The 14,084-nt window shown below is 37.3% G+C and carries 15 protein-coding genes; 13 read left to right on the forward strand and 2 right to left on the reverse strand.

The window, feature by feature from the left end:
* The first annotated feature begins 111 nt into the window (after positions 1-111).
* The 12 genes from WCV66_RS16245 (at position 112) to WCV66_RS16300 (ending at position 11,591) form a co-directional block, all read left to right on the forward strand.
* On the forward strand, positions 112-948 hold the full coding sequence (locus tag WCV66_RS16245; RefSeq protein ID WP_338789472.1) for an AraC family transcriptional regulator: 837 nt from the start codon (positions 112-114) through the stop codon (positions 946-948).
* Between the two features lie 246 nt (positions 949-1,194).
* Positions 1,195-1,491, forward strand: coding sequence for a hypothetical protein (locus tag WCV66_RS16250; RefSeq protein ID WP_338786097.1), 297 nt, complete (start codon positions 1,195-1,197; stop codon positions 1,489-1,491).
* A 63-nt stretch (positions 1,492-1,554) separates the two neighbouring features.
* Positions 1,555-1,719, forward strand: coding sequence for a hypothetical protein (locus WCV66_RS16255; protein ID WP_338786098.1), 165 nt, complete (start codon positions 1,555-1,557; stop codon positions 1,717-1,719).
* A 262-nt stretch (positions 1,720-1,981) separates the two neighbouring features.
* Positions 1,982-4,264 (forward strand): ATP-dependent DNA helicase, encoded by a 2,283-nt coding sequence (locus WCV66_RS16260; RefSeq protein ID WP_338786099.1) that lies wholly within the window; start codon positions 1,982-1,984, stop codon positions 4,262-4,264.
* A 196-nt stretch (positions 4,265-4,460) separates the two neighbouring features.
* The gene (locus WCV66_RS16265) at positions 4,461-4,658 is read left to right on the forward strand and encodes a spore coat protein (protein ID WP_338786100.1); all 198 of its coding nucleotides are present in this window, start codon (positions 4,461-4,463) and stop codon (positions 4,656-4,658) included.
* A 13-nt stretch (positions 4,659-4,671) separates the two neighbouring features.
* The gene (locus WCV66_RS16270; RefSeq protein WP_066339057.1) at positions 4,672-4,974 is read left to right on the forward strand and encodes a spore coat protein; all 303 of its coding nucleotides are present in this window, start codon (positions 4,672-4,674) and stop codon (positions 4,972-4,974) included.
* Between the two features lie 324 nt (positions 4,975-5,298).
* Positions 5,299-5,763 carry a DUF3291 domain-containing protein gene (locus tag WCV66_RS16275; protein WP_066339048.1) on the forward strand — a complete coding sequence of 155 codons (465 nt, stop codon included), beginning with the start codon at positions 5,299-5,301 and terminating at the stop codon, positions 5,761-5,763.
* A gap of 461 nt (positions 5,764-6,224) precedes the next feature.
* Positions 6,225-6,812, forward strand: coding sequence for a nucleotidyltransferase family protein (locus WCV66_RS16280; RefSeq protein ID WP_338786101.1), 588 nt, complete (start codon positions 6,225-6,227; stop codon positions 6,810-6,812).
* Positions 6,813-7,287: 475 nt separating this feature from the next.
* Positions 7,288-9,450 (forward strand): xanthine dehydrogenase family protein molybdopterin-binding subunit, encoded by a 2,163-nt coding sequence (locus WCV66_RS16285; protein ID WP_338786102.1) that lies wholly within the window; start codon positions 7,288-7,290, stop codon positions 9,448-9,450.
* Complete coding sequence (locus WCV66_RS16290) at positions 9,443-9,919, forward strand: (2Fe-2S)-binding protein (RefSeq protein ID WP_338786103.1); 477 nt, start codon at positions 9,443-9,445, stop codon at positions 9,917-9,919. Before WCV66_RS16285 ends, WCV66_RS16290 begins: the two co-directional genes overlap by 8 nt.
* Positions 9,904-10,773 carry an FAD binding domain-containing protein gene (locus WCV66_RS16295; RefSeq protein WP_338786104.1) on the forward strand — a complete coding sequence of 290 codons (870 nt, stop codon included), beginning with the start codon at positions 9,904-9,906 and terminating at the stop codon, positions 10,771-10,773. Before WCV66_RS16290 ends, WCV66_RS16295 begins: the two co-directional genes overlap by 16 nt.
* A 23-nt stretch (positions 10,774-10,796) precedes the next feature.
* Positions 10,797-11,591, forward strand: coding sequence for an XdhC/CoxI family protein (locus WCV66_RS16300; protein ID WP_338786105.1), 795 nt, complete (start codon positions 10,797-10,799; stop codon positions 11,589-11,591).
* A 113-nt stretch (positions 11,592-11,704) separates the two neighbouring features.
* Here WCV66_RS16300 and WCV66_RS16305 read toward each other — a convergent pair whose 3' ends face one another.
* Positions 11,705-12,109: a MerR family transcriptional regulator gene (locus tag WCV66_RS16305; RefSeq protein WP_338786106.1), complete on the reverse strand. Its 405-nt coding sequence runs from the start codon at positions 12,107-12,109 to the stop codon at positions 11,705-11,707.
* Positions 12,110-12,387: 278 nt separating this feature from the next.
* Between WCV66_RS16305 and WCV66_RS16310 the strand changes: the two genes are divergently transcribed.
* On the forward strand, positions 12,388-13,428 hold the full coding sequence (locus WCV66_RS16310; protein ID WP_338786107.1) for an NAD(P)-dependent alcohol dehydrogenase: 1,041 nt from the start codon (positions 12,388-12,390) through the stop codon (positions 13,426-13,428).
* A gap of 361 nt (positions 13,429-13,789) precedes the next feature.
* Here the strand turns inward: WCV66_RS16310 and WCV66_RS16315 are convergent, their stop codons facing one another.
* On the reverse strand, positions 13,790-13,969 hold the full coding sequence (locus WCV66_RS16315) for a small acid-soluble spore protein H (protein ID WP_066339030.1): 180 nt from the start codon (positions 13,967-13,969) through the stop codon (positions 13,790-13,792).
* Positions 13,970-14,084: the final 115 nt, after the last annotated feature.

The following is a 14,084-nucleotide window of genomic DNA, read 5'->3' on the forward strand; positions in this document are numbered from 1 at the left end:
ATAAAAATATGTACATTTTTTGCAGAATTAATTGAAAACCTCTTATATCTTGCAGAAAAGGAAACAGAGGCCTAAAATAAAAGAAAATCGAAATGTGAGGAGGCGAACAGTCTGAAAAGCATTTTATTTCAAAACGCTGATGAGACATTTACGGTGTCACACAGGAAAGCGCTAAGCCACCATATGCCAGCCAATCACTTTCACAGTACGTTTGAAATTTTTTATCTAATTTCAGGCAAACGGGAGTTTTTTTTAAAGGATCGGACATTAGTGATAAACGAAGGGGATATTGTTATTATTTCACCTAATATCCTGCATCGGACAACCAATACAGAAATACATAAGCATGAGCGGCTTATCGTAAATATTCATGAGATCTGCATGGCTCTAGGAAATCCTTCCTATAGGAATATTCTTCAGCCTTTGTTCGAACAGGAGTACATAATTGTTAGATGTCCTCTCCAAGAGCAGCTTTTAATTGAAACGCTTTCGCAATCGATTATTCAAGAGATTCAATTGAAAAAACCGGGCTTCGAGATGTATGCTCAAACATTGGTGTTGCAGCTGCTCATTATTTGCTGCCGGCATGTCCAACAAACTAGCATCGAGCAAATAGAATCTCCAAGCCCTATGCATGAAAGAATCTCAGAGGTTGTACGCTATATCAACAACAATTATATGTACGAACTGTCGCTACAATCAGTGGCAGATAAATTCTACGTAAGCCCATACTATTTAAGTCGTTTTTTTAAAGAAGTGACAGGTTTTACATTTGTAGAGTACCTGAACAATGTTAGGATCAAGGAAGCGAAGAAGCTCTTGGAATCCTCATCCATTAAGGTCAACTTGATTTATAAGAAGGTCGGATTCGGCAGTGTGACCCATTTTGGCAGGGTGTTTAAGGCGGTTACCGGCTATGCTCCATTGCATTATAGAAAAAGAGAGTAAAGGGATTATTTATTGATAAGTTTATTTTTAGATGATAAGAACTGATTTTGACGTTTGTTTATCAGCGCATCCTTATTTTCAGAGTATCTAAAAATGAACACTTTTACTGCTTCTTTTCAGTTATAGAATACAGAATGCTTTTTAAAATTCAGTATTCATGTTCTGCATTGATTATTCTTACATGGTTTTTTACACTTTGGACATAATGAGATATGTATTTCATAAATAGTTTTTGGAGGTGCCTATATGACCAATCAAAATAATCTCAATCATTCCACAACTAATTCTATCCAAGAAAAAATGGAAGGAATATGGCGGTCAACCTGTGGAACTTGGGAGAACTGTAATGCATCGACAGTTCAGTCTTTTTTATCGGAGTGTGAGCAGAATAGCATTGATCCGCAATTTTGTATGAGCTGGATTCAAGAACATGCGAACATGATTCCAAACTGGTCAAATATTGCTGATATGACACGTGAATGGGTGGTTGAACACACATCTACTGGATCACCAATATCAGGTATAGGTAATGAGACATCCTAGGAAAAAAGATAATTAGTCCATTTTCTTTCAAGAAGAATTCTAAAGTGAAGAAGGAGTGTAAAAATGGAAGAGAATCCAAGCGCAAGGCAGTTTCAGGATGATTTGGAACAATATAAAATGCCAGATTCGTTAAAACAATCGACACAACCAACATACAAGGTTGGGTATGAAACTTCAACAGGAAACAGAACATCATCTGATCATAAAATTGGTAAAAAGGTCGAATAGAATCATTTAAATAATGTTATTAATGCATTTTTTATGACTTTAATTTTTTAACACCGTTTGCGAGGGAAACGGTGTTATTTTTAGTTTAATATGGATAATGACTATGAAGGAGAGTGTTCTCATATTTCCGTATCTTTTAATTTTTGATAATCTATAAAACTTTGCCCCCTTTTTTTATTTCATAACTAGCCAATTTAATCTTTGTGAATTTCTGTTATACCTTGTACTATATAACTAATCGAATTTTAATATAGGTGATCAAATGCTACCCGAAATAAAGCTCTCTGTACGTACATTAGTTGAATATGTGTTTCGTAGTGGAAGTATTGATAATAGTTTTAGAACTGCTACAACCCTTACAGAAGGGACAAAAGCCCATAAGGCCATACAAAGTACGTATCAAGAAACAGATCAAAAGGAAGTTTTTCTTAAAACGGAAATTGAATATGAAAAGATGATGTTCATGATTGAAGGTCGATGTGATGGGTTGCTTTTTCGTGATGATGAAATCCTTATTGATGAAATTAAGTCAACCTCAAAAGACTTGAGTGGAATAGAAGAGGAAACATACCCTGTTCACTGGGCACAGGCGAAGGTGTATGCCTATATATATGCAAAAGATCATGAACAGAAAGAAATGATTGTTCAATTAACATACATACATGCTGTTACAGAAGAGCAAAAGAAATTTCAAAGCCATTTTACTTTTGAGGACCTCGAACAGTTTGTAAATGAGCTAGTGAAGCAGTATTTTCCCTATGCATCTCTCATGCAAGAGCATCAAATAAGAAGAGATCATAGCATTAAAAAATTACCATTTCCGTTTGCGACATATCGAGATGGTCAACGTAAGTTCGCAGGTGCCATTTATAAAACCATAGCAGAGGAAAGTAATATTTTTGCAAATGCACCTACTGGTATTGGAAAAACCATTTCTACAATTTTCCCAACAGTGAAAGCGATTGGCGAAGGTAAGCTTGAGCGAATGTTTTATTTAACCGCAAAAACAATCACAAGACAAACTGCCGAAGAGGCTTTTTCACATATGAAAAATAAAGGTTTGTGTATGAGCGCTGTGACAATTACGGCAAAGGATAAAGTTTGTTTTAAAGAAGAAACCCTTTGTCAAAAGGAGTATTGCGAGTTTGCCAATGGATATTACGATCGAATAAATGGAGCTGTTTTAGATATTTTTTCTCATGAAACCTTTATTAATCGATCGACAATTGAGGAATATGCGAGAAAGCATACGCTTTGTCCATTTGAATTTTCCTTAGACTTAGCATTTGTGGCAGATGCCATTATTTGTGATTACAACTATATTTTTGACCCGAAAGTGTCACTGAAACGATTTTTTGATGAACATAAAAGACAGTCTGCCTTATTAATCGATGAAGCTCATAATCTAGTCGATCGAGCTCGAGAGATGTTTTCAGCTGATTTACAAAAGTCAGATTTTCTTACATTAAAACGTGAATATAAAGGGTTGAATTTGCATGATTCTGTTCATAAACTAAATAAATATTTTATTGAAATGAAGAAAAAGTGTTCCGAGATAGGGCATCTTGTGTTGAAGGAAATAGATACGGACCTCATCAACATGCTTGAAGAATTTGTTCATAACGCTGAGATCGAATTATTACAACCAACAAAATCAGTAGACCAAACATTGCTGTTGGATACCTATTTTGCCGCAACTGGATTTGTTAAAATCTCAAAGCTCTATGATGAACGGTATGTAACATATGTGGAAACGGAGAAAAATGAGGTTCATATTAAAATGTTTTGTTTGGATCCTTCTTATAACTTGCAACAGATTAGTAAAAAGTTCCGAACTACTGTCTATTTTTCTGCCACACTATTACCACTTCAGTATTTTTTGGATATGCTAGGGGGTACGTCAGAGGATTATACCATTTCTATTCCTTCACCATTTGCAAAAGAACAATCAGAGGTCTTTCTGCAACCTTTATCGACCAGGTACCATGACAGAGACCATACAAAAAAACAGATCATTGACATGCTCGCAAATCTTTTGAGAGAACGAAGTGGAAACTATTTAATTTTCTTTCCTTCCTATCAGTATATGAAAAGTGTGTATGAAGACTTTTCAGCAAGCTATTCTAAAATCCGTACGATCATTCAGAATAATAAGCTTGATGAGAATGAACGGGAACAATTTTTATTAGAGTTTAAAGAAGATAGTACGGAACCACTTATAGCCTTTGCGGTATTAGGTGGTATTTTCTCTGAAGGAATTGACTTAAAAGGGAATAGGTTGAATGGTGTCGTTGTTGTTGGAGTAGGCTTACCACAGCTTTGTCTAGAACGAAATATTATGAAAGATTATTTTCAAACAACAGGAAAAAACGGATATGATTACGCCTATACCTTTCCTGGAATGAACAAGGTGCTACAGGCAGGCGGCAGATTAATCAGGTCTGAGACAGATACAGGAGTGATTGTACTCGTAGACGATCGTTTTCTTACTCAGAAGTATCAAGGACTTTTACCAGGAGAATGGAGGGACTTTACTAGGATCTAAAGAGCCTTTTTACTAAATTTTAAAGCTGTCTTTTCTCCCCAACAACTCGTGTCTGATTAAGATTTAAAAGCGTAAATAATCCCGTTTCTTACACATTGTAGGGAACGTTTTTCATTTTTTCAATATATGTTTACTTATAAGGGAATCGGGTACTTATCCAAACAGAAGGATTAATAAAAATTGGAGGGATTTATCTATGGCTACAAAGGACATTGCTATGCATGAAAAATTAGAAGTACATGAAGTATTGTTATTTAAAACGTCCTGTGTAAAGAAAGGCACAGCTATGTTAGAGCTTGTAGAAGATAAAGATTTAAAGCAGATATTAGAAGAAGATGTCGAAGCTTCCACTAATGCGGTCAAAAAACTATCAAAAATTTTAGAAAAAGCATAAAGGGAGGATATATATGACTACTAAAACAGAAAAATTAAATACTCTTAAAGATATTATTGATGATCAGACAATTGCAACCGACCTGCTGCTGTCTGCCAAATCCGGAGTAAGATCATTGGCGGTGGCTATTACAGAGACAGCAACACCAGAAATTAAAAAAGTATTAAAAAGTGAACTCGAAACTGCGATAGACCTGCATGATAAAATTGCCCAATACATGATAGAAAAAGAGATGTACCATGCATACGATATCAAAGAACAAGTTTCTCAAGACCTCAAAAATGCGGAAGAAGCATTGAAAATAGGACAAGATTAAATAAAATAGAGCCGAGTGGTCTTTCATTCGGCTCTATTTTATTTTTGGGGGAAAATCAACATCCCATATTTTTATCATTCGGTCTTACCCTCAACTTGACGCGATCTTGTATTTAGCGCCAGATCGAATTTGTATACAGTCTGTACAGTTTCTAACACATTGTAAGGAAGGTCTGAGACAGATACAGGAGTGATTGTACTTGTTGACGATCGTTTTTTTCTTACTCTTAAGGCTGATTACGCTTTTGTACTTGATAAATAGAAGTTATAAGATCCCATCTAATTTGAATATACCTAGGTATATACTGTAAATGGAGGGCTGTTTATGGCTTTAGTTTCAATTTATACTGTTGGTAAGCTAAATCACCCCTATGACCACCCTAAATCTCGTGAGTTTTATGAAATGGGATATAAAGTAATGCGTCAGGCATATGTATCAGGACATCTTGTAGAGGAGTTTTCATCAGATGGAGTGTCTTTCCCTGAAGAAGCTAAAGGGAAAGGTTACCCTGTTCAGACATTAACGATATGGAAAAGCCTACAATCGTTATATCGTTTTACCTATTCAGGTAAGCATAGCCAAGCATTGCGAAATAGGAACAGATGGATGGAGCCAGATCAAGAGAAACATCTTTCATATGTAGTGTGGTGGACAGAGAATGTGGAGGATGTTTCATGGGAGGAGGCTTTCAAGAGATACAACTATTATATTCAAAATGGCCCCACTCTTTTTGCGTTTGACTTAAAGCTCGCTTTTGATGAAAAAGGGGAGATGTGTATGATTAAGTAGCAGGATGATTTCTTGTTAACGTTTATGATGCTAAAAAACTCACTTTTCTTCTTTCTTGACCTATTTGTTGAATCAAATAGGTGAGTATATAAGAATAGATACTCTTGCTATAGTTAATAGGTATGGAGACGACAAGTACCCTCTTATTATCTAGTTATGTGACTTCTACAATTGGTGTTGGCCACTAGAAACTTTCTAGTGGCTATTTTTGTGATACCTTCGAAATGTTAAAAAGCAAGTGAGGCGTAAAGGTCTATTAATGAATGATAGATCATAAAGATTATCAAATAAGATAAGAAATGTCTGGTGTGGACATTGTTATAATGTCGTTCAAAATGAACATATCACCATTAGTGAAACAAAGTTTGAGATTTCTCTGGATGGGAATGTAAACGATTTGGGAATAAAAGTGACAAGACGAATAGATGATTAAGATTTAACGATAGATTAGGGTGATAAAAATGGAAGCCATCGTCTTAGCTGCTGGATATTCAAGCCGAGCGAATGCATTTAAAATGACTTTGCAACTGGGGCAAATGACCGTGTTGGAGCAAACGATTTCTAAATTTGAAGGATTATGCAGCAGAGTAATCGTTGTAGCTGGCTTTAAAATGGAACTCATTCAAGAGGAAATGGCAAAAGTATGCAATAAAAATGCCTACTCATTTCAGGTAAAGGTTGTTTATAATGAAAACTTTAACCAGGGGATGTTTACTTCCATTCAAAGAGGCTGTAAAGAAATAAATGCCCCAGCCTTCTTTATAACACCTGGAGATTGTCCACTTGTTAAAAAAGAGACCGTTCAGCTAATTTCAAAATACAAAGGGAATGTAGTTATTCCCAGCTGTAATTATAAAGGTGGTCATCCCATCAAATTATCAAGCGAAGTGAAACAGAAAATTCTCGATACCAACCCAGAAAGTAATTTGCGTGAGGTCTTGGGCGGTTTCGAAAAGGAATACGTAGATGTAGATGACCCAGGAGTAATTATGGATGTTGATACGCTGGATGATTACCAAAAAGCCATTGATTATTATCATTTTCGCTAGGTAAATTTAATTGATGAAGACGGTAATGTATGATACATAATTATATATTTTTGCTTTGCGAAGGAACACTAAACATACGGTTACTTAGAAACAATCAAAAAGCTCCAAGCAGCTAATCTCCTTTACATCAAATTAGGTTTCCATCAACTTGAAAGAGCACTAGATGGTTCAGAGCATAATACAATGGACGCTTAGTAAATAAAAGAATTATCGTAAATAAGTAATATTGATCAAAGATTCTTATTCTACTAAGGGTACGATAGTCAAATATTGATTACAGGCATTCCTTCTGGATATGGCTGTTTTTTTATACCTTTCGCATATTTTTCACTGTAATTAAATTCGAAATAAATAAAAACAACGATATTGTTGAATGAAATTAATCATAAAATATCATTCTTATATATAAAATCGTAGGAAGAGGTTTCTATTAATCATATGTCTATTAAAAAATGAGTCGAAGGGTGTTGTTGCAATGAATCTAAAAGACATAAGCACCTCTGTGCCCAAAAAAGACCATAAAGGTAAAGTATCTGGCCAGTTGCCCTATATTAGTGACGTGAAAGTAGAGAATATGGTTTATGGTGTTTTATATCGGTCGCCAATTGCTTATGGGAAAATTATATCTATTCAATTACCAATCCTTCCGGATAATTATGAAGCTGTTGGTGCAGAGCATATCTCCGGACCGAATTATGTCAAAATTATCAAAGAAGATCAGCCCATTTTTGCCAATGAGTGGGTCAATTATATTGGTGAGCCGATTCTCATGCTCGTTGGAAAAGATCTGAATATCTTGTACAGTTTGTTAGATGAAGTGAAGATTGAATTTGAAGAACATCAGGCTATTTATACATTGGAAGAAGCAATCAAACAAAAATCAACATCCGCGTGTATGGCAAGCTATGAATTTGGAGAGAGCTTAGCGAATATTTCAGCAATTGAGCAGGGAGCTCATCAAATCATCGAAGAAGAATATGATACGGGCTATCAGGAGCATGTGTACCTTGAGCCACAAGGAATGCTCGCCATTTATAAGGATGATGAAATTATTGTCCAGGGATCGATGCAATGTCTTTATTATATAAAAAATGCATTGCTAAGCGCTTTAGCATGTGGTGATGATGAAGTCAGAGTTGTTCAAAGTCCTACCGGCGGAGGTTTTGGCGGCAAAGAAGATTATCCTTCAATGATGGCGTGTCACGTAGCCGTTGCTGCTAAAGCAGTCAAAAAATCGGTGATGCTCGTGTTCGATCGATCTGAGGATATGGTGGTTACGACGAAAAGGCATCCTGCCAAACTAAAATATCGAACAGCCATTGATAAGGAAGGAAATATTTTGAGCATGTGTGTTGACATTTTTCTTGATGGAGGAGCGAATGTTGGATTGAGCTCTGTCGTGCTGCAACGTGCATTAATAAACAGTGCGGGTGTTTATAAAATTCCGCATTTTCATGCAAAAGGTTATGTCTTAAAAACCAATACAGTTCCGAACGGTGCCTTTAGAGGCTTTGGTGCTCCACAAAGCTTTGCCGGAATCGAAAGTCATATTGGACATCTTAGTAAACTGGCAAACATCGAATCACTTGAATATAAACTTAAATATCTCGTTAAACAAGGAGACCCCACTATTACAAAAGGAAAATTCCGCGACCCAATATTAATGGAAGAAATGGTTGAGGACATACTCAACGTGTCAGATTACAAGAAGAAAAAAGAGCAGTTTCAGCGTTTCAATCAGCAAAATCAGCGCTATAAAAAAGGCATAGGAACTTCGCTTTTCCTCCACGGATGTGGATTTACAGGGAGTGGTGAAAGAGATCATATTAAAGCAACGGTGAAGCTGATTAAATCAAAGGACGATAAGGTATCGCTAAAAATTTCAAATTCAGATATAGGACAAGGCATTTTGACGACGCTTTGTAAAATTGTCGCCAAAGAACTAGACCTCCCGTACGAAGAAATTTTGTATCCTTATCCCGATACAAAAGAGGTTCCCGACTCCGGTCCGACAGTAGCCTCCAGGACGACAATGATCGTGGGAAAATTGCTTGAACGTGCCGCGAAAAAACTTAAAAATCAGTGGCAAATAGGAGTGGAACAAGAAATAGTTGAGAACTATGTTCACCGTGAAATGATTCCTTGGGACGAAACGACATTCACGGGTGATGCCTACCCGGCTTATTCATGGGGCGTTAATTTCGTTGAAGTAGAAGTTGATCGATTAACAGGAAATGTAAAGTTGGAAAAAGTATACGGCAATTATGAAGTTGGAAAGGTAATCGATGAACGGATTATGAAAGGCCAAATTGACGGGGGTTTAGCCCAAGGATTAGCGTACGGTTATCTAGAAAAGATGACTTCAAAGCAAGGGAAAATCCAACAAAAAAGCATATCAGATTATGGGCCCCCGACTTCATTGGACGTTGTTTCAATCGACAGTAAGGTATTTGATAATCCCTATGCTGATGGTCCATACGGGGCAAAAGGGGCAGGTGAATTGACTTTGATCGGCGGCGCTCCAGCAGTCCAAGCTGCGATTGAGGATGCACTGCAAACTTCTTTTCAGCAAATCCCAATTACACCAGAAGTCATTATTGAAAGTCTTTGGATGAGAGAAGGTGAAGAGGTTGATTAAATTTACGCTTAATGGAAGAACCGTTGAAACTGACGCCCCTGCCACAGAAAGATTACTAGATTTAGTAAGAGATGAGTTTGAGTTAATCGGAACAAAGGAAGGCTGCGGTGAAGGAGAATGTGGAGCCTGCAGTGTTTTTGTGAATAACCTCCTGCAAAACAGCTGCCTTATTCCAATTGGCTCGATTGATGGAGCTGATATTCAAACGATTGAAGGGATCATGGAAACGGAACAATTTAAGATTTTAGATGAGAGCTATTCCACTGCCGGAGGAGTACAATGCGGTTTTTGCATTCCTGGAATGGTCATGGCAAGTGCAGATTTATTATCCAAAAATCCTCATCCTTCAGAGGTTGAGATTCGTGAAGGTATTTCCGGAAATCTGTGCCGATGTACGGGCTACAATATGATTGTTGATGCAATTAACCTGGCAGCTAAAAAAGGGGACGGCATATGGCAGAGAAAATAACTACGTATCGCTTCGATTGTTTAGACCAAACTTTGAGCCAATTGAATCAAGAAGACTGTACGATCATTGCCGGTGGCACCGATGTCATGGTCCTTCACAAAAGTCGAAGGGGAGTCCCACCAAAAATTCCTAAGCCGGTTGTTTTTATTGATCACTTTTCTGAGCTAAAGCGGGTGTATCAAAATCATAAGGATCTCCACATCGGTACCTGCTGTACCTATAGCGAGTTACTTGAAGACCCGCTTATTCCAATCCCATTAAAGAACGCAATTAAAACGATTGCGGCACCGGCCATTAGAAACAGAGGGACATTGGGCGGAAATATTTGCAACGCTTCTCCAGCTGGGGACACACTGCCATTATTATATGTATACAACACAAAACTTTTGCTGCGCTCCGTTAATGGTGATCGTGTAGTAGCTATTAGTGATTTTATTCAAGGTCCACGAAGGGTTCAACGTCATCACAATGAAATGTTGATTGAAATTATATTGCCATCCGTATTAGAAGAAGGTTCTCATGTCGTTTTTGAGAAAGTCGGCAACCGCAACGCAGATGCAATTGCCAAAGTATCTTTTGCAGGATATATCCGGTTAAATGGTGTTCGAATAAAAGATGTTCGCTTTGCATTCGGGGCTGTCGGGCCTACTATGGTTCGTTCCATTGATATTGAAAAGAAGTTGCTTGGATTGACCATACCATTAGCAGATGCAGACATCGCTCAGATTGTGGCAGCTTTCGATAAGATCATAAAACCAATCGACGATCAGCGCTCTACCGCTTTATACAGAAAAACAGTCGCCTTAAATCTTTTACGTTATTTTCTTTGCATGAAGCAATATCAATCGAATTAATTTTAAAAAAAGGGGAGCTATTCATGCTGTTGATGGAAAAAGTGGCCAAGCTGACACGTCAAAACGAAACCTTTGCTTTAGCCATGATTATTGAATCGAAAGGCTCGACTCCCAGCCATGTTGGAAAAATGATTGTATACCGTGATGGTACGATTGAAGGAACTGTCGGAGGGGGCTTGGCTGAACACTATATTATCGAAGAGAGTGTAAAGGCGCTCGAAAAGGGTCAATCAAAAATCGTTGAATACAAACTGAATAAACATGCAAAAGACGGGATTCAAATGAATTGTGGCGGAACGTTGCGGGTGTTTATTGAAGTCTATACTAGCAGGCCTGAACTCGTTCTGGCTGGTGCCGGTCATTTAGGCTATGCGTTAGCAAAGCTTGCTGATTTTCTTGAATATCCTTATTGTATTGTCGATGATCGGATTGGTTACTGTACGAAGGAGCGTTTTCCTAATGCGTCCAACCTTTTTGTGAATGAGGATATTGGAGAGGCAATGCTTGCAGCCAACCTCAATGAAAAGTCTTACGTGGTAATTGTTACAAAAGATCGTGACGATATCGCATTAAAAATGGCACTACAATTTCCGATTGCATATATTGGGATGGTCGCCAGCAAGCGAAAGGTCATAAACATATTTGAAAAATTAAAAAGTGAAGGAGTCACACAAGAACAGTTGAAGCAGATCCATTCTCCAATCGGATTGGAAATTGGCTCGGAAACAACAGAAGAAATTGCAATCAGTATTATCGGGGAAATCATCAAACTTAGCAGGGAAAATAAGCCTATAAAAGTGAAACAATTAAACAGATAAGACTCAATGACAGCGACCTTAAATGGCTTTCCTTCTTCAGGGATTCTTATCATAAAACAAACCACCTGTCCTTCAGATCAACAATTATGAAGGGCAGGTGGTTTTTCAGTTAGTTAAAAATTCCCTATTTTGTTATTCTTATGAATATCTTCCGTTCCTGCGTCCAAGGCGGTCATGTAATAGTTGCATTTATGATTTATGAGTTCCATTGTTTTATTCAGTTCTTCTAACTGTGCTTCTACTGTAGCTTTTCGCTCCAAAAACAAGTCATATCTTTGCTGCAAAGTGGAATCGCCCTCAGAACACCATTCAATGAAACCTTTAATTTCCTTAATAGGCATCCCGGTAGATTTTAGACATTGAATAATTTTTAATGCTTCAATATCGGAATCTTTAAATAATCTGGTCCCACTAGGGCTACGCTCCACAAAAGGCATTAGACCCTCCTTATCGTAGTAACGTAAGGCATATACTGTGAGATTTAATTCTTTTGCAACTTCGCTTATAGAATATGTCATATTTATTTATCTCCTTTTCTCTTATTTAGACTTCGAGTTAACTCTATGTATTGGTAAAATTTTATCATGTTGTTTCCTTAATGTAAAAGTCTAACAAATTCATTTTTAGGTTTGTTTCGTATCTACAAAAACTTATTGCTTGACCTAGAGTTAACTATAGGGATTATTCTAGTTTTGCAAGAGAAAAAGAATGACATAAATCAAAGGGAAGTTAAGTATTTAAACATTATCCCGAGTCAATTCTCTTGAAAAACCGAATTTTATTGGAGGTTAAACAAATGACAACAGCTAAAGCGCGAGCAGTCGACGGTCCAGACAAGCCGTTTCGAGTTGCTGAAATTAAAAGACGTGATCTTGATTTACATGATATTCTAATTGAAATTAAATATGCAGGCATATGTCACTCTGACATCCATACTGCTCACGGTGAATGGGGTGCCGTGAATTATCCTCTTGTACCTGGACACGAGATTGCTGGAGTTGTCACAGATGTTGGAGCAGAGGTGACAAAGTATAAAGTCGGTGACCGAGTAGGGGTCGGATGTATGGTTGACTCATGTGGAAAATGTGACAACTGCATTAAAGGGGAAGAACAATACTGTCTCAAAGGAAATGTTCCTACATATGCTGGTGTCGACAAATATGGTGAGCCTACACAAGGTGGCTATTCTACCCATATTGTCGTAACTGAGGATTTTGTTGTCAGAATTCCTGACAATATTGAACTTGACGTCGCAGCACCATTACTTTGCGCAGGTATTACGACATATTCACCATTAAACCATTGGGGAGCTGGTCCAGGTAAGAAAGTAGCGGTTGTTGGTTTGGGAGGTCTTGGTCATATGGCTGTCAAGATTGCACACGCCATGGGAGCAGAAGTTACCGTCCTGTCACAAACACTGAATAAAAAGGAAGATGGTTTGCAATTCGGCGCAGACAACTACTATGCTACAAGTGATTCTGAGACATTTAATAAACTTGCTGGTACTTTTGACCTGATCATAAACACGGTAAGTGCAAAAATCGATATTAGTGCTTATCTCTCACTGTTAACGCTAGATGGTACTCTAGTAAATGTTGGTGCCCCTGCAGAGCCATTGGCAGTAAATGTGTTCTCTCTCATCGGTCATCGTCGTTCATTTGCAGGTTCAATGATTGGAGGCATTCGTGAGACTCAAGAGATGTTGGAGTTCTGTGCAAAACATAATATTGCTCCTAATATTGAAATAATTTCAGCTGATCAAATTGACGAAGCCTATGAACGTGTCTTAGCTTCAGATGTAAAGTATCGATTCGTGATTGATATCAGTACAATGTAAGTTGTGACAGCGATAAATTGAAGATACTATCAAGGATGTCCTAAAAGAGCCAGCTTTTGGGACATCTTTTTTTCTCTATTTATAATGCTTTCCCTAATTGTAATTTAGCGGAGGTAGTGTTTACAAAATGATTAATCGTCTTACTCTAGAAAGAAGGAAATCGAAAGGCTGCTACCTAGTTATCACCGTTAAGGCGTTCTTATTGAATTGAACCAGTTTATCGAAAAGAATTTGTGAGAAGGAGATTTTTTTTTGTTAAGAAAAAGGGGATGAATAGTTAAAGCAGATTTCAACTAAATTTAATCAAACATGAAACCACCACCCAAAGGTGGAGGTTTCTTATTGAGAAACACTTGTGAAATTACTGCTCATTTAAGCTTGTTACAGAAACACTTTGTTTATTATTTGGTTCATCAAGGGAATGGATTGTAGCTATTCCATTTTGTTTATCCACATGCTCAATGTAAATACTATCTCCATTATAAGTTACATTAGCCATAATTGGCGAAGAAGCAATTTCTTGTGCTCGTTGTGCGTTCAATGTAGACACCTCCTTTTGATTTTCAATAGTTATAATATTTGTTCAAAATTACTTAGATATACTTTTTGTAATTGAAACTTCTTCCAAGTTCAAGTTAAATCCATTTTAACACTGA

Origin of the sequence: Metabacillus rhizosphaerae (assembly GCF_037201795.1) — a bacterium.
Taxonomy (GTDB): Bacteria; Bacillota; Bacilli; order Bacillales; family Bacillaceae; genus Metabacillus; species Metabacillus rhizosphaerae.